The organism is Streptomyces sp. NPDC090108 (assembly GCF_044747185.1).
Taxonomy (GTDB): domain Bacteria; phylum Actinomycetota; class Actinomycetes; order Streptomycetales; family Streptomycetaceae; genus Streptomyces.
In genome coordinates, this window is the sequence record NZ_JBIVDQ010000003.1 from 811,507 (window position 1) to 828,728 (window position 17,222).

Here is a 17,222-nt window from a genome sequence, read left to right on the forward strand (position 1 = left end):
ACTGCCGTCAAGACGGCCAGAAGGCCCGCCGGATCCGATTCCGGCGGGCCTTCTTCATGTTTTCTCTCAGCGCTCAGGAAAGCTCGTCGAGCCACTCCCAGCCGCCTGGCCGCGAGCGCAGCTCGCTAATTCCATATTCCAGGCAATCCTCGAGACTGTGGGAGTCGGTGTGAATGCTCCCCTTCTCTCCCATCCCCGGGCCGGACATAACTATCGTCCAAGGCTTTCCACCGCCCGCCATCCTCTCGTGGTCCACCTTGAGGATCATGGTTACGCCAACGCTTCCCAGCTGCTCCATGAACCGCTCGATGTTGATCCCATAGTCACTCATTAGTACCCTCGCAACATCTTCGCGATCTCGCCAACGTCCTTGGTATGGCCAGCTTCCCGCGAGTCCGCAACTCTGCCGACTACGCTCCACAGCTGATCGTTTGATGGCCCACTCATGATGTTATTGCGGTCCATCAACTCCTGCACAACTGCCACAGCAGTGCGCTTATTTCCGTTATCAAACATGTGGCTGCCGGCAATGTCCCTAATCATCACGGCCGACTTCTCCCAGAAACTACCGTACCGATCCGCGTTGATTAGAGCGTTCTCGGGGGAACCGTTAAGCAGTCGCTCCCCACCATAGCCCTGGTTTATTGCCGAGATTTCATCTGACGTCATGCCGACCTTGAAACCACCCAGGCCACCACACGCGTTGTGTACAAGAACCGGCGTATTTCCGGCCAGTACATAGTACGTGTGCAGTTGCTCGACGGTGAGGTTGTACATGTCGGCCGCGCCGGGCACGGCCGACACTCCGGCAACGATGACCCGGTCGCCGTTGCCAGAGGCCAGGGAGTGACCCCATACCAAAGCATCGGCCCTGATCCACGCGCGGGCGGTATCATCCCAGAACGGATGGTTAGCCGTGGCGTGAATGATCCCGCTTCGCCCCTCGGCGTCTCGGACGCTCAGGTTGACTAGATCGCCGTCGCGGTGAGCGAGTCGCGCCGTGACCTTGCGGGGACCCTTGTGCCGGCCGGTCCCGGGGTCTGCAGCTTCGACCTCGTCACCCGGCTCAATTTTTCCGATCGCCTTGGCGTGCCCGTTCTTCATGAGCACCTTGGTCGTCGGCGTGAAGCTGCACAATGCCTTTTGGAGCCGGAGCATCATGCGGGAAATGCGCGATGTCCCGCGGATAACGACCGGAACCTCGCCCAAAGCGTAGGGCTGGGACATGACTTCGCCGATGACGTCGCACTTGTCGCGATTATCGTTGACCATGCACTGGTATGCGGGCTCGACGATGGTCATGTCACCGAGCGCGGAGAGGAACTGCTTGTCGAGTTCCCTACTGGCATCCATCTCCGCTTGGGTGAAGCAACTCAGGGCTAGCGGAGTGTAGGAACCCACGTAGGGGTTGTAGGTGCACTGGTCTGCAGTGAAGAAGTAGTCGTAGACCTTCTTGGCCTCTTTCTTCCGCTGCTTCGCGAAATACTGCTGGGTTTCCCGGTTTACCCTGTCGCCCTTTTCCTTGTTCTTCTTGATGCAGGATGCCTTGCAGGGGTTGGTGTTGTCCTTCCTTCCGCAGAGTTCCGGGTTGACGTCGCACTTGGTGCGGCCGGTGGGGTCGCTGAAAGTGACCGGGTTATTCTCGGTGTAGCTGTAGCCGTTCATCTGCTGCGGATCGGCCGTGTTCATGACCGGGTCGACGCTGAGGAAGCGGCCGGTATCCGGGTCGTACTCGCGGGCGCCGAGGTGAGTGAGGCCCGTCGCGGCGTCCTGAGTTCCGCCGACGAAGCCCTGCTGGCCGGGCCACGAGGTCGGAGCCTTGCCGCGCGGCGCTCCGAACGGAGTGGAGCGACGCTGCTGCATCGACAGGTCGGCCGCGTTCACGGCCAGTTCGGAAGTGCCGTGGTGGTCGCCGAGAAGGAAGGAGAGCTTGCCGTCGTCGGTGCGGATGGCCTGGTTGCCGCCACCGAGGTCGTAGTAGCGGGTGGCCTTGGGAGTGCTGCCGGAGCTCTTGGCGAGGGTGATCTCCGTGGAGCCGAGGTAGAGGGTGGTCTCGCTGTCGGTGCGCCGGATCAGACGGTTTCCGTCGGCGTCGTACACGTACGACGTGCTCTTGGAGCCCTGGGTAACCTTCGCCAGGTAATTCTCGGCGTCCCAGTCGAGGACCTGCTTGTCGCCGCCGATGGTGCGGGTCTGGGTGTTGCCGACCCCGTCGTAGGTGTAGGAGTCGACGGCGGTGGCGTTAGGGGTGGTGGTGGTGACGGTGAGAAGCCCGTGCGGTCGTGTGGCCTTGGCGTCGGGGTAAGCGTACTCGCGCGTGACGTCTTTGGCCGCGTTGCCCGTCGAGTCGTGCAAGGTCTCGGTGTGCCGGTTACCGGTGGCGTCGTAGGTGTAGGACGTCCAGTACGGCGCCGGGCCTCCGAGCAGCGGGCCGCTGGGGGGCGCGGAGCAGCCCGTGGCGCCCTGCGCCCAGGCTTCGGTGAGGCGGGTGAGATAGTCGTACTGGAAGCACTGGTTGTCGGTACCGTCGCGTGAGACGTCGCTGATGGAGGTGACGTTGCCGGCGTCGTCGTACCCGTAGGTGGACGACTTGTCGATGCCAGGCACGCCCTCGCGGTCCACACGTGAGTTGTCCAGGCGCTGGGTGCCCCACTGGTAGGTGTTGGTGACCTGAGCCTTCTTGGCGCCGTTCTGGTAGGTGAACTGCAGCGGCTTGCCCGTGTAGCTGTAGGAGGTGTTGGTGGTGTAGTTGACACCGCCGGTGCCGGTCAGCGTGACCGGTCGCATCACGTCGTCATAGGTCGGCGTGAGCACCTCCGCAGCAAGGCTGCCGGCGGCCGGGTAGCTGCTCGACTGCACAGTGCCGTCAGTGTTGTATTTGACGTTCGACTGGTAGGAGCCAGCCAGCGCGCCGTTCTCTGTCGTCGCCGGGATGCTGGTGGTGCTCCGGTTGACCCGGTAGAGGGTGTCGTAGATGTTGAAGGTCGTGGTGTAGGCGCTGCCGCTCGCGCCGCCGATGTAACGCGTCACCGAAGCCGGCTGCCCCTCGGCGCCGGACGGGTCCCAGACGCGCTTGGTGAGCAGCGGACCAGTAGCGTCGCCGTCATGGACCTCCAGCTCACGGCCGAGGTCGTCGTAGACGTGGGTGATCGTCTGCTTCGGGGTCCGGTCGTCGGTAGTGGAGATCAGCTGGTTGCGGTCGTCGTAGACGTAGGTGGTGTCGCCCTTGTCAGGATCGTGGACCTTCTTCGAGTTGCCGCGTTGGTCGTAGGTGTAGGTCCACTGGTTGCCGACTGGGTCCGTCACCGCGGTGATCCGGTCCACCGGGTCGTAATCGTAGTGTGTGGTGTCCGCCGCGCCGGTGGGCTTGGCTCCCTTGTACTGCAGCAGGTCGGTGATGCGGCCCCTGGCATCGGTGATCGTGGTGGTGGCCGTGCCGCCCGCCGGCGGGGTGACAGACGTGCGATCGCCGTCGTAGCTGGTGCTGGTGGTGGCCAGTACCTTTCCGCCGTCGCCGTTGCCGGCGACCTGCTGGGACTTCACGACGCGGCCCATGCCGTCGTAGGTGTTCCAGGTCTGGGTCTCCACCGCCAGAGCGTCGTCGAGCTTGAGCAGTTCGGTGGAGGGGGCCGCGACGTTGTAGTACGGAGCGAACTCCTTCGCCTTGAGGCCGCGCTCGTCGTAGAAGGTGTCGCTTACCAGCCGTCCGCCGTCGGGGCCGGGTTCTTGGGTCTGCCGGGCTCGCAAGAATCCGTCGTACAGCACGTACGAGGCGCGCTGGGAACCGTCGTTCTTCAGTGTCTTCGAGGTGACCGCGACAGGTTTGCCGTCGGTGATGGTGTAGGCGAACTCGTAGTTCGGGGTGTCGCTGGCCTTGGAACGGTCGGGCAGCCAGATCTTGAGCTTGCGGCCCAACGCGTCATAGGTGGTGTCGGTCTGCTTGTTGTTGGTGTCGAGCACCTTTGTCGGCAGCCCGCGGGTGGTGTCGTAAGTGGTGGTCGCGTTCTGCGCGGTGGTGCTGCTGCCCGCCGTAGCAGGTGGGCTGGCGACCTTCATCGTGGTCGGAAAGCCGGTCGTGGGCGTGTAGACCGTGGTGGTGGTCCGGCCGTCGTTCCGATCCGTGCGCGCTGGCGCGGTGCTCTCGGTGGCGGTTACGGTGCCCGTGATGTCGGTGCTGGTCAGCTGGCGCCCGTAAGCGGTGTCGTAGGTGGCGCCGGACTCCAGGTACGTCGCCGTGGTGCCGTTGTGGGATTTCAGCGCGGCCAGTCTGGTGGGGTCTCCCTTGGTGGGGGCCGCGTTGTACCCCTGGCCGTCGTACGCCGTACGGATGTCGGTGATGATGTCGACCTTGCGGTCCGGTGTGGTGTCGCACTTGACCGCGACGGTCTCTACCCGGGACGGCTTGGTCAGGATCCACGCGGTGGTGTTGTCGATGTAGGTGGTGCGGGTGCACTGGTCGTCGATGGCCGTGGAGGTATCACCGAGATCATCGCTCTGCACAACTCGGCCCGCGGTGTTCTCGAAGGTGCTGGACTCGGACGTCGTCTGCCACTTCTCACCGGCGCCATCGTCCAGTGAGGTCCAGGTGCGCGTCGAGCCGGTCCCGGTCAGGTTGGCGGTGGTGGTGCCCCAGGAGCGCACCCGCTTGGCCGTCTCGTAGTGCCAGGGGGTGCTGACGGACTTCTCCAGCACCCGGCCTCCCGGGCCGCTGTACTGCTCGGTCTTGTACTCGAAACCGGCCGCGGAATCGTGGTCGGTGATCGTGCCGCCGCTGTCGTCGGACACCGTCACGGACTTGGTTCCGTCGTCGGTGGACGTGCCCTTGCGGTCTCCGTCCATGCCCCGCAGGAACCAGTGGTCGGTCTGCGACTTCATCCCGACCGGGTCCTGGCCTCCGGTGCGCACGCGAACGTGGGCGTAGCCTCGCCACTGCGACCAGGTCTTGTACTTCTCCTTGGTCAGGCCGTCGTCGTCAGTGTAGTGCCAGGCCGCCCCGTCCAGGTAGTCGTAGCGTGTGACCTGGTCAGGGGACGCCTTGGTGCGGTCGGTCTGGGTGACCGCCTCGACCACGTACTTGTTGAACCACTGCAGCGTCGGGGCGGCATCCCCGGACTTGGTGAAGTAGACCGGGTAGCAACGGGTGGTGTTGGTCTGCGGGGTCGGCAGGTTGCCGGCGTCGCAGGCCGAGGAGGAGTAGGCGACGTCCATCCGGCCGCCGGCCTCGTCGGCAATGGTGGACAGCCGCTCCTTGATGAAGGGGGCGGTGTCGTCACCGGGGATGTCGAGGCGGTTGGCCCGCTGGTCGTAGCCGAAGGTGACCTTCGGCAGCGTGATCGCGGGGGTGGCCGACTTACCGGTGTGCTGGATCGAGTCCAGCAGCAGTTGGTAGTCGATGTCCGCCATCCCCCAGCGGTAACCCAGGGCCCAGGTGTCGATCGGCATGTAGGTGCCGTCCGACTTCAGCACGTTGGTCGTGACCGAGGAGAGCTTCTTCCGGGTCCAGAAACTGGGCGACGCTGACTTGGTGCAGTCCTCGCCGGACTTGCAGTTCAGGTCCCACGGGGTGTCGTACCAGTAGAACTTCTTGTCGTCGATCGTCGACGGGTCGCACGTCACACCGGCCTCAGGAAGGCAGCGCTCGGCGTTCACGAAGTCGACCCTTCCCAGGGCTTTCTGCGAGTAGACGGTGTCATTGCGCAGCCCGTAGTCGATGTGGTCGACGTAGCCGCCGCGGTCGTAGACCGTCTCGTCGGCAGGCTTGAAGTTGCGGGCGTAGTAGTTGGATTCCTTCTTGTAGTAGTACGCCATCGCGTTGCCGTGCACGTCGACGACGTAGTCGAGGTTCCAGCGCCAGGCTTGACGGCACCAGGAATCCTCGAACGACGCCTGGTGGCAAGGCTCACCGTCGTCGTCGCCATAGACCGGGACCGTCCAGGTGGAGTCGGTGGTGTCCTTGCCCGACGCCCAACCGGGGAGACGGTTGTATCCGAAGAAGTACCGGGTGCCGTCGGTGGTCGTCACCCTCCAGTACTCGTCGTCGCGGGCGCCGTTGGAGCGGACGTCGGTGGTGGAACCGTAGACCCGCTCGACCTTGGTGCCATCGTCGCCCTTGATCTTGAAGTTGTCCGTGCCGTCCGGGATCAGCTCACCCGCGTGACCGTTGAACGAGATCGTGGCGTTGTCGTACGCCCAGCACATGTCGCCGGGCTTCTTGCCGTCGGCGTTCTTCACGTCGTCCTCGGCGCACGGCTTGTAGCTGCGTTCCACCGAACCGGGCCACAGCGCGAAACCGTCACCGGCCCACGACGACTGGTTGTTGGTCGCCGATGTGCGCCCGTCGATGCCCCCGGAAGAGTACGACAGACCCACTGAGGGCGCGAGCTTGCCGGGCACACCCGGTACCGGCATGTCGTACGACCACGAGAAGCTGCCCGAGTTGAGACTGGTCGACCAGGTCGCAGAGGCCGGCAGATCGCTCGCGGAGTAGTCTCCGTGGTCACTGGAGGTACCGCCGTCGGCGGCAGTGGTCGCCGCAAGGAGGGTCGGCGTGGTGCCGAGAGTGGTGGCGGCGGTGAGCGTATTTCCCCTGGTGCGCGCGTCGAGAGTCTCGCCGGTGCGGCACTTCGCCAGTCGGGGGGTCGTGGCGGCGCAGGCAGGCAACCGCACCAGCTTCAGGCGGGACGCGTAAGCGCCGCCGTAGCTCTGCGAAAACGCAGAGGTGTCGACGCCGATGCCGACCTTGATTCCTTCGGCATCGGGCGCGCGGCGAACGGAGAACAGCAGTCCGTCGATGCCCGCCTTCCTGGCGGCGGTCTCGCCGAGCACCTTGACGGTCGCCGTGCCCGAGAGCGCGGTCGACGACGCATTGGCCGTCTTCTGCTTCTTGTTCGCGGCAGGAGCCGTCAGGAACACCGGCAGCTCGCCGGCACGCCGGGTCACTGCCTTGGCCCCCGGTGTCAGCGTGACCTTCGCCGTTCCGCTCCGCGGCCAGACGTGCCGGGGCGACTTCGCCGGCAATTTCGGCTCGTCCTCCGTCCCACGAGGCAACGGCTTCACGCCATGCCCGGTGAGCGCCTTCTCCGATGCCGGGACGCCCGGCATGTCATCGGCCCGGGCAAGAGGCGTACCCGCCCCTTGCAAAAGGGCACCGACCAGCACCGCCGATAGGACCCCGGCGATTCTGCGCCGGGGCCATCTGACCGTTCTCAAAATGGTTCCCCTCATCTTTGTGGTGATCTGTAGCCCGTGACGGGCCGAGGGCGGTAGGTAGCCGGAACAGCGACGCACGGAATCCCTGACGCCGGGCCGCTGGTGTCCGCCCCGGCTCCGGCCGTCCGTCTATTGGCCGACGCCAAGACGTGTTCGGTACGGAATAAGCCGTTCGCGGCCACGGGGCGGCCCGGTCGGCCAGCGGCGCAGCTGTGCGCTGTTCAGGCGGATCCGCAGCCCGGTCGTCGTCGGCCGGACCACGGATCCGAAGAGGTCAACTTGCCTGGAACTACAACTACGGTCCGGGGTTGGTGGCCAGTTCGACGCCATTGGCCAGAGCGGCGATCTGCCTGTCCGTGGCCACGCCCTCCATCGCCCAGACGTCGTCGATCGCCCCGGGCCAGTACTCGCCCCAGGTGCTTGTGCCCGTCTTGACGCGTCCGAGCTGCAGCCCCTTGGTGGCGTCGAAGGCGGTCACGTTGGAGTTCCAGGAGACTTTTTCGGTGCAGGTGGCATCGTCGGGGTTGCCGTCATTGTCGTCGTCCGCGCACAGGGTCTGCCTGCGCTCGCCGTCCACATACAGGCTCATCTGGTCGGTGAAGGCGTCGTAGACGACGGCCACATGGTTCCAGGACGTGTTGTTCTGGAAGTTGGTGTGCTCGGCGGACACCGTCGCGGCGCTGGTCGAGTCGGCGCCGGCCATGACCAGCTGCCAGCGGCCGCTGATCGACTCGGTCTCACCGGCAGGCGGCGGATCGGGCAGGTAGCGGACGATGAAGCCGCTGTTGTTGACGCCCGCCTGGCTCAGCACCGTAACCGGCTGCTGAGGTCGTGCTGCGGTGGTCACCCAGGCCCCGACTGTGAAGCCGGTGTTGGTGTGCACAGGTGAGCCGGCCGTCGCCGCATAGTCTCCGTTGCCGTCGAGCAGCAGGCCGCCGGTGCCGACATAGTTGCTGCTTCCGGAGGTGTCGACCTTGGCATTTCCGCCGAGGGTGAGCGCGTGCTGGTCGGCCACCGTGGGCATGTCATCCGAAGAGACGGACGGAGTGCCGATCGCCGTGTCCAGCTTCCAGCGTCCCTTCACCAATGGCCGAGCCTTGTACAGCTCAGCGATCTCCGGGGCGGACAGCGCCCGGTCGTATAGCTGCACGTCGTCGATCTGGCCGGGGAAGAAACTGACCTGCGCCCCGCTGTCGATGCTGGCGCCGATCTGTACAGCGCCTCCCGCGTAGAAGGGCGTGGACCACTTGGTGGTGGCCACCCATCTGCCCTGCACGTACAGTCGCAGGTCGTCGGTCACGGCATCGTAGGAGCCCACTACCTGCGTCCATGTGCCGCCCGGCGCCATGGCGGGATCACCCTGCGCGGCACGCACGGGGGTCCCGTCAGCGGTGTCGGCGGAGTAGTTGTTGAACGTCCAGCCGTAGGTGGGCGAGTAGTACAACTCGAAACCTGGCCTCACCGCGCCCATCTGGGTGGCAATGACTGCCGGCTTGGTGGGCTTGACTGTCGGAAGTTTCGCCCAGGCGGCGACGGAGAAGCTGCGCTGATTGTTCAGCATCGGGCCGCCGGTGGTGGCGTAGTCATTGACACCGTCGAGGGTCAGGGCCTTGCCGTCGACACCGCTGTCGCCGGACTTCACGCCTCCCTGGAACACCGCGGGCTTCACATCGCCCCGGCCATGCACCTGAGTGGTCGCGGTGCCATCGTCCTGGAGCGGCTGTTCGTCCAGCGGGAAGGCCGCCAGGGCCGGGCGGCCTGCGCCGAGCGGCTGCTTGTTGTACAGCCTGCCGACCTCCGTAACACTCAGTGGCTTGTCGAAGAGACGCACGTCGTCGATGACGCCAGGGAAGAAGGAACCCGGAGCGCCGTCGTACGATCCCGCGCCGATCTGGAGACCACGGCGGGCGTCCCACGGGGTGGAGTAGGCAGTGGTGCCTACGGCGACGCCGTTGACGTAGAGGGTGAGTGCGTCGCCCGCGGTGGTGTAGGTGCCCACGAGGTGCACCCACTCGTTGGCCTTGACTCCCCCGGCTGCAGCCTGCATGACCCGGATAGGGGTCGCCGTCGCCGTGTCGGCGGAGTACTGGTTGAAGGCCCATCGGTCATAGGTCTTGGAGTAGTACAGCTCGAAGCCCGGCGCGTGGTTACCCGGCTGGGCGGCGATGACCGCGGCACCGGACGGCATGCGCGACAGCTTCGCCCAGGCCGACACGGAGAATCCGGCCGAGGCGTCCACCGTCGGGATGTCCGACTGCATGTAGTCGTCCGTCCCGTCGAAAGACGCGGCGGTGCCGACGGTGCCCTCCGCGCCCAGGGTCGGTCCGCCCTTGAGATCGAGGGTACGAGTGCCCGAGATTCCCTCCGCCTGCGCGGCTCCGGCAGGCTCGTCCAGCTTCCACTGGGCACGGGCGGGTTGCCCGGCGGAGACCCGGAACTGGTAGGTGCGGATCTCGCTGCCGTTGCCCGCGTTGTCGAAGGCCTGGGCGGTGACCCAGTTCAGCCCCGAACGGGTGGGCCGGAACTTCATGGTCTGCACGCCGCCACTGGTGGTGACCAGCTCGTTGTCGGAGGAGGGGTCGGCGTTGATGCCGAACCAGTACTTGGTGACGTCGGTGTCGGGCACCTCGAAGGTGAAGCTGCCGTACTTGCCCACTCCGTCGTACCAGGGGTCATCGGGATCGGACGGATCCGAGGCCGGGTAATCGCCCGAGACGATCGTCGGGCCGGCCGGCACGGAGGTGTCGTAGACGAAGTAGCACGAAGTCGCGTCGCCCGACCAGGACCACGGCGAGTAGCTGTAGTACTTGCCGTCTTCATAGTCCACGGCGCGTACGGACCACGCCACGGTCTTGCCCTTGGGGACGGAGGAGGGAAGGGTGATCGAGAAGTTGTTGGAGCCGGACTTCTTGGGCGTGCTCTTCGCCGAGGTCCAACGCGCGATCAGGCCCTTGCCGTCACCGGTGTCCCAGGCGGCTTGGAACTGGACGCTCACCTGGTCGCCGTCGGGGTCGGTCACATTGCTCGCGACGACCTTCGGCTGCGAGCGGACGTACGCTTTCTTCTCCGACTTCTTGCACGATCCGCCCGGGTCCATGGCCAGCTGCGACATCGAGATCTGCGAAGGCGGGCGGTTGTACTTCACCCGCAGGTACGCGTCGTCGCTGAAGCGCTTCCAGCCATAGGGGTCGCTCTCGCTTCCGGCGCGCAGGCCGAATGAGGTGTACGCGTCGTCGTGCGCGGCGGCGTACTTGACTCCGGCCGTTGCGTCGAACTCCACGGTTCCGCCGGGGCAAGAGGAGCTGAAGCCCTTGGCGACGTCCCGACTGTCCAGCTTGTCGAGCCAGTTGTCCTTCGAGCTGTTCCATGTGGTTGAGGAACCGAAGTTTTTGGTCCGCCACAACTCGACGGACCGGCCATCGCACGAGGCCGACCAGGTCTCGTCGGCCACGAACTCCGCGCTGATGATCGTCTTACCCGCGAACTTCGAGGTGGGGACTTTGTAGAACAACCGCTTGGTGTCATACGGCGCGCAGTAGTACCACTCGCAGTAGCCGACACCCGCATCCGAACTGCCGTTGAAGCGCCACTGCGGCGAGTCCGCCCAGTACTTGGAGACCATCGTCCACTCCCCCGCCTTGGGAGCGAAGGTCTGTGGGTCGATGTAGATCGGGAATTGCGCCTTCGGGTCGGACAGCAGATTGATGTCTGGGGTAAGGCGCAGCTCACCGGCTTCCGCGTCCACGTCCACGCCGATCGGGGCCACCTTCGCGGCGTCTCCAGGACCCTCGTCCGCCGCCCTGGCGGGAGCGGGGGCCGGGGAGTCCGTGTCGGCTGCTGAGTTCCGCTTCATCGCGGCAGTCGTCGGGGCACCGACGCTCGCGGAGTCCCACATGATCGGCTTGGCGGCCTGGAAAACCACGCCGCCAGCGCTCGCGTCACGCGCCTCCAGCCCTCCGCCCCCGGATTCTTTCAGGGTCAGCCCCGAGGTGTCGAAGCCCAGCTTCAGCTCCGCCAGCGCCGGGTTCTTCGCGGCCTCCGCGGTGCGCACCACCAGCAGCTCCGAGAAGCCGTCAGTGTCGGAGCGCACCTGCAGGTCGACATCGGGCAGCACGTCGCGGTAGGTCGCGGTGTCTCCGTCCAGCACCGGCACAGGCAGCGTCTGAGGCCACTCGAACGCCAGTGTGCGCCCGGCCCGCTCAAGCTCCACCAGCGAACCGTTGCCGCCACCTGAGAAGGTCAGGTCCACAGCCGCAGCCTTCGGCGCAAGCCTGTCATCGTCCCCCCGGACCAGGGTGTTGTCGATATTCGCCCACGCGCCGTCGACCCGCGCGCGCACTGGCCGCAGGTGCTGCACCGACTCCAGCTTTCCGTCCGGAGTGGCGTACACCTCCTCCGATTCGTTGCGCAGTGTGGTGATCTCGACGTTCTCGCCGGTCGACCGCGCTCTTGCTAGTGCCGCACTCTGCGACCGCACGGCCTTGCCTGTCGACTGCGCGCCGGATTTCATCGATGCCGCGCTCGCCGATTGCGACAGCGCCAGCGCCGGGCTGCCGCCAGCCAGGGGTTGCACCGCCCCCATCACCACCGCCGCCACTACGGTCAACAGCAGCGTTCTACTCCGGATGCGTCTGCCCAACAGACACGCCCCCTCGTGTTCGAGCCCCCGGATCGGAGCTTACGAGATCTTCACGAATGCAAGATCAAATCCGGCTCCGGTCACCGCCGTCAACGAACTTCCCGGCCAACCGAGGCCCTTCCGACCCAGTTGGCTTGTTTTGCACATTCGATACGACTCCTTGACCGAGCCCTTAGACCGTGTTTGAGATCTACCGTCTCCCTTTGCCAAGGCGGTCGTTGAACCCTCTGTGAGCGGTGCTGGGGGTGGATATCCGTCGGACCTGACGGATGGGCAGTGGGCGCTGGTGGAGCCGTTGCTGCCGCCAGCGCGGGTGGGTCCGAAGGGTGGTCGGCGGGAGAAGCACCCGCGGCGGCGGATCGTGGATGCGATCTTCTACGTGGTGCGGACGGGGTGTGCCTGGCGGCAGTTGCCGAAGGACTTCGCTCCGTGGCCAACGGTGTACTGGTACTTCACGTGGTGGCACGACGACGGCACCGTGGAGCGTATCCATGACGCCCTGTGCGGCCAGGTCCGCGAGGCCGACGGCCGCGACGCGGAGCCGAGCGCGGGCCTGATCGACTCGCAGTCCATCCGCACCGCTGACACCGTCCCCGCTGCGACCAGGGGATTCGATGCGGGCAAGAAGGTGAAGGGCCGCAAGCGGTTCATCGTCACCGACACTCTCGGACTGCTGCTGGCCGTCCATGTCGTCGCGGCGAGCGTCCAGGACCGCGACGGCGCGAAGAGGTCGTTGCTGTGGACCAGGCTTGACCATCCCGGTGTCCGGAAGGTCTGGGCCGACCAGGGCTTCGCCGGCCGCTTGGTCGAGTGGGTCGCACAGATCCTCGGCCGCGATCTGGAGATCGTCCGCAAGACCCCTGGCCAGCGCGGTTTCCAGGTCCAGCCCAAGCGGTGGGCGGTAGAGCGCACCTTCGCGTGGCTTACCGCCCACCGGCGGCTCGCCCGGGACTACGAGACCAGCCCGGCCCACTCCGAGACGATGATTCGATGGGCCATGATCGGCGTCATGGTCCGCCGCCTTACCCGAGGCCGACCGGCAACCCGACCAGGCCCAAGATCGCTCTCCCGCACTGAGGCCCACAGGCTCGACCGCGTTGCGGCCGAGGGCTCGTGGCTCACTGCATGAACGCGATCACCAGCGGGTCCGACTCTGGCGCGATGTAGTCGTATGTCGGGGAGTCGACGTGGCTATGATCGCCTGCACCCGCCTCGGATGCGAAGCCCTCAATGTTGTCGGCGAGGAGGTCGAGAGCTTCCCGCCCTCCCTTGATACTCAGGACCTGGGCTTCCGTGACGATCGAAACGGTGGCCCGCTCCGGATCCTCCCGAAACGCGATCTCCGACAGCGCCCTCTCGTAGGGAGAGGGGCACGGGTTCTCCGAGAGATCAAAGCTTCCGGCCTTCCCCCGCAGCAACTGTCCGAACGCCAGCAGTCCTTGACGCGTTCCGGAAAGCGCGAGCTCTTTCGTTTCCCCGCTGTACAGAACCTGCAACATCACATCCCCTCCAACCCACCGATCGTACCGATCACCAAGGGAGATCGCCCCGCTGGCACTTCCGCCGCGGTCGGGTCCGCGGCTCTGTGGCAGATCTCAAACGCGGTCTTAGATCACGCAATCGTGGCCTCTCGCCAAACAGGCAGCCGACACTCCGTTCCCAGAGCGCAACGGCCACCCGAGCGGGCGGTTGCGAGGCGTCAGCAAGAAAAGAAGGGGGTGAGGGCCGTCGGGGCCGGACTCCGGCGGCAACCAGGTAGCCGCGGCCGAGGTGCACAAACTTCGGGGGACAACTCCACCGGAATGAAGACCACCGCCAGCACAACGCCCAATAGTTGGGCAACTCGGCGAACTGTAGTTCTTCGATGTACGCGGCCCGGGCCGCCGTCGGAAAGGAAATCTCCCAGAGGCGGCCCTCAACCGGTTCGCCGGCATGGAGGGCTACGACACCTCCACCCAGCCCACGCTGCTGGAGCTCAAAGACGCTGCGAGATCCGACTGCAGGACATCGACTACGTCGACGCGCGCACTCGGGTCGTCACGACCTCTCACGAGAACCGGAGGGGGTTCCGTCCGGCCGCGCGATGCCCTGGATTTCATGCCGTGCTGCCTGTGTTTAGACGCCATTTCATTTGGTGAGCCTGCGGTGACATATGAGGGTCGCCGCGATGGCGGTGAAGGCGAGGAAGCGTTCCGGCTTGCGCTCGTAGCGGCGGTGGAGGTGTCGGCAGCCGGACAGCCAGGACACGGTCCGCTCCACGACCCATCGGTGCCGGCCCAGGCGCTGGGACGACTCGACGCCCTTGCGAGCGAGACGGTGTCGGATGCCGCGGGAAGCGAGCCATCGCCGCAGGAAGCGGTAGTCGTAGCCCTTGTCGCCATGCAGCTTGCCCGGCCTGCGGCGTCGCGGGCCGCGACGGGAACGGATGGGTGGAATTACGCCGACGAGCGGGATGAGGGCCTGGCTGTCGTGCAGGTTGGCGGCGGAGATGCCGACCGACAGGGGTAAGCCCTGGCGGTCCACGAGGAGGTGGATTTTCGATCCCTTCTTGCCGCGGTCGGTCGGATTCGGTCCTGTCAGCTGCCCCCTTTCAGGGCCCGGACGCTGACGGAGTCGATCGCGCACCGGGACCAGTCGAGCTCGCCCCGGGCGCCGAGTTCGTCCAGGACCAGGCGGTGGAGCTTGGTTTATATTTTGGCCTCGGTCCACTCGGTGAACCGCCGGAAGGCAGTGACGCCCGACAGCCCGAACCCTGGCGGGAGTTGGTCCACGTGCAGCCCGAGGGGGCCACGAACACGATCGCGGCCAGCACCTCGCGGTCCCCTCGCCGACGGTGCCCTCCGCCCTGCGGGCGCACCGAGGACGGCGGCACCACTCGTTGGAACAGCGTCCACAGCTCTTCCGGCGCCATCCGCTCGACAAGCGCAGCAGTCATCACCCCAGACTGCCGCACGATCACGCCAACTGAAATGGCGTCTACGACGACGTAGCGATCGGCGTGAGAGCCCACGACCGGGTGTCTAGGATCCACTCTGTGGACGAGTACCGACAACGGCTGGATCAGCTTGAGACGGCATGGGCCGAGCTAGATCGCGCTGACTCACGTCAGCAAGAGTTCTGGGCCGACGACTTGGGCGATCTCTTGGAGTCGGGCTACTTGATTCAGGCCGACGCTGAGCGGGTCGTCGGTTGGCTCGTGCAGAGGGCTGTGTCGGACGTGGACTATGCGGTCCGCGAGTCGGCCCTGCATGCCGTCTCGGAGGCCGGAATTCCGTACGAACTGCCATACGCGGCTCTCGAACCGCTGGCTGTCAATATCGACACCTTCGAGCCTCTGCTGTTGGAGTACGTGCTGTTCAGCCTGTCGGCAACGCACGACAAGCGGGCACGACGGTCGGTCGAGCCGTTCCTTGACCATCCCGATGTCGCCGTGCGCGCAGAGGCACGACTTGCGATGACCGAGCTCCGCGACGATGGCGACAAACCGGCTTGATCCCTTCGCTGGCCGACGCTTTCGAGACTGCAGCAGACCGCTTCATCCGATGGCATGCCGGGCCACGGGACCCTGGGTTCTGGAGAGCCCAGGCGAGCCTTCCCTCTCGGGGGCAGAAGCGGGCGCCTGCGGTGCAACAAGGAAGATGGTTCGGTGACGAACATCAGTGACGACCACGTGAAGGTCCACTTCCGAATGGACATGGACGAGGACGGCTGGCCGCCGGCGAGCGTCGAGAGCCTGTGGGCGATGGATCTAGGCGGCGGAACGGTGCGGTTGGACAACACGCCGTGGTTCGTACGTGGAGTTGCCAGCGGGGACATCATCAAGGTGGAGCTCGACAGCGACGGTCTCCTCTGGGCAGGAGAGACGGTCCGAGCCTCGGATCACTGCACGATCCGGCTGATCGTGTTGAAGGACAGCGGATCAGCTGCTGCCAGGCAATGCGTCCTGGAGAGCTTCCACAGGCTGGGCACGACGGGCGAAGGAATCGAGCGGTACGGGATGGTGGCGTTCGATGTCCCGCCGCAGGCGGACCTGCAGCGGATCCGCGAGCTCCTGGAGCACGGTGAGGCGAAGGATTGGTGGCACTGGGAAGAAGGGTGCGTCACCGCTGCTTGGAGGGCTACGGGGTAAGGACTGCCGCAGCGGACGTCTGCACTCCGATGCTCCGGTACCTTGCCTCCGTGGCGGTTTGCGTCGAGCCAGTCGTCGCCGTTCCACATGACGGGCATGGCACCGACGGGTTCGAACCGGATCTGCGGATCGTTGCTCCGGACCAGGCAGATCTGCGGCAGCTCGCCCCGTTCTTCGGGGTCTTTCCGGCCGCTGTCTGCCGGGTCGTCAAGCGGCTTAGCCCGCTGCTGGGCCGGAACCGGCGCCGCGGCCGAGCGCGGACGCCGAATGCCTGTGGATCGTGGACGGCACGCTGATCCCGGTCCGTGACCGGAAGATCGCAGCCTCGAGCCGCAACTACCGATTCTCCGCGAACGTGCAGGTCGTCATCGATGCCGACACCCGCCTCGTGGTGGCTTCGGCCCGGCCGGCACCCAGCGACAAGGCCGACGCCCATGTCTGGCGCGAGTCGGATCTGCCTGCCGCGGCAGCCGGGACGACGGTGATCGCGGACAGCACCTGGTGCTCACAGGCCGAAGGCACCACCTTCGATGAGGATGAGCAGGCCGATGGCGGTCAGGACGACGGGGAGCAGGATGTGCCCCCATCGGCTGAGGGCCTTGGCGATGACGGGGCGGGTGGCGAAGAAGCGGCCCGCGAGGCACCAGACGGCCACCAGGGCCAGGAAGACGATCACGTAGACGCTCATACCGGCGACGCCGGCGGTGGCGAAGACGGGAACGTAGACGCCGATGTTGTCGCCGCCGTTGGCGAAGGTGACGGCAGCGACTTCCAGGGCCTTCGGTCCGCCCTCCGTCGTCTCCTGCGGGTCGTCCTCGTCGTCGCGGTGCTTCCATGCCCGCCAGGCCGCCTTGAGCCCGAGGGCGAGAGGCAGCAGGCCGAGGTAAGGGACAGCCGACTCGGGCAGGAAGGTCGCGCCGAACGCAGCGGCGACGGCGGCGGCCAGGATGGCGGCGAACCCGACGTACTGGCCGATGACAATCCGGCGGGCGGAGCCGGAGCGTCCGGTGCCCTGAGCGAAGAACAGGGACAGGATCAGGATGTCGTCGATGTTGGTGACGGCGAACAGTCCGACGGCCTGGCCGATGATGCCCACGTTCACGGGTTGTGTCCATCTTCCTTCAGCGCGAGTGTCCCGGTGACGCTACCGGGAGCCCGACTACCGCCTCTCGCCGGGAGCGAGACCTCAGTGCTGCTGCGTCTCATGAACGTCGAGCACGACAGCGTCGGGCTGCCTCCCGAAGT

The 17,222-nt window shown here is 65.9% G+C and carries 8 protein-coding genes and 2 pseudogenes; 4 read left to right on the forward strand and 6 right to left on the reverse strand.

All coding sequences use genetic code 11. The features are described 5' to 3' along the window. Positions 1-73: 73 nt before the first annotated feature. The 3 genes from ACIPRD_RS13800 to ACIPRD_RS13810 all read right to left on the reverse strand — a co-directional run bounded on the left by ACIPRD_RS13800 (position 74) and on the right by ACIPRD_RS13810 (position 11,806). A complete protein-coding gene (locus ACIPRD_RS13800) occupies positions 74-331 on the reverse strand; it encodes a hypothetical protein (RefSeq protein WP_401562857.1) in 258 nt (85 codons plus the stop codon). After that, entirely contained in the window at positions 331-7,158 is a 6,828-nt protein-coding gene (locus tag ACIPRD_RS13805; protein ID WP_401562859.1) for an RHS repeat-associated core domain-containing protein, read from the reverse strand. The genes ACIPRD_RS13800 and ACIPRD_RS13805 overlap by 1 nt, the downstream gene beginning before the upstream one ends. A 346-nt stretch (positions 7,159-7,504) precedes the next feature. Continuing rightward, positions 7,505-11,806 (reverse strand): LamG-like jellyroll fold domain-containing protein, encoded by a 4,302-nt coding sequence (locus ACIPRD_RS13810; RefSeq protein ID WP_401563185.1) that lies wholly within the window; start codon positions 11,804-11,806, stop codon positions 7,505-7,507. A 271-nt stretch (positions 11,807-12,077) separates the two neighbouring features. Between ACIPRD_RS13810 and ACIPRD_RS13815 the strand changes: the two genes are divergently transcribed. Beyond that, positions 12,078-12,977: an IS5 family transposase gene (locus ACIPRD_RS13815; RefSeq protein ID WP_401562861.1), complete on the forward strand. Its 900-nt coding sequence runs from the start codon at positions 12,078-12,080 to the stop codon at positions 12,975-12,977. On the opposite strand, the gene ACIPRD_RS13820 is transcribed toward ACIPRD_RS13815, so the two are convergent. Next, positions 12,967-13,347 carry a hypothetical protein gene (locus ACIPRD_RS13820; protein ID WP_356411583.1) on the reverse strand — a complete coding sequence of 127 codons (381 nt, stop codon included), beginning with the start codon at positions 13,345-13,347 and terminating at the stop codon, positions 12,967-12,969. The genes ACIPRD_RS13815 and ACIPRD_RS13820 overlap by 11 nt on opposite strands. A gap of 628 nt (positions 13,348-13,975) precedes the next feature. Next, positions 13,976-14,783 (reverse strand): annotated as a pseudogene (locus ACIPRD_RS13825) (IS5 family transposase). A gap of 99 nt (positions 14,784-14,882) precedes the next feature. Between ACIPRD_RS13825 and ACIPRD_RS13830 the strand changes: the two are divergent. The 3 genes and pseudogenes from ACIPRD_RS13830 to ACIPRD_RS13840 form a co-directional block, all read left to right on the forward strand. Next, positions 14,883-15,341, forward strand: coding sequence for a hypothetical protein (locus tag ACIPRD_RS13830; protein ID WP_401562863.1), 459 nt, complete (start codon positions 14,883-14,885; stop codon positions 15,339-15,341). Between the two features lie 153 nt (positions 15,342-15,494). Continuing rightward, the gene (locus ACIPRD_RS13835) at positions 15,495-15,977 is read left to right on the forward strand and encodes a DUF4265 domain-containing protein (RefSeq protein ID WP_401562865.1); all 483 of its coding nucleotides are present in this window, start codon (positions 15,495-15,497) and stop codon (positions 15,975-15,977) included. Between the two features lie 152 nt (positions 15,978-16,129). Continuing rightward, a pseudogene (locus tag ACIPRD_RS13840) lies at positions 16,130-16,479 on the forward strand (transposase); the annotation flags it as partial. Between the two features lie 3 nt (positions 16,480-16,482). Here ACIPRD_RS13840 and ACIPRD_RS13845 read toward each other — a convergent pair. Next, a complete protein-coding gene (locus tag ACIPRD_RS13845; RefSeq protein WP_401562867.1) occupies positions 16,483-17,079 on the reverse strand; it encodes a cadmium resistance transporter in 597 nt (198 codons plus the stop codon). Positions 17,080-17,222 lie beyond the last annotated feature (143 nt).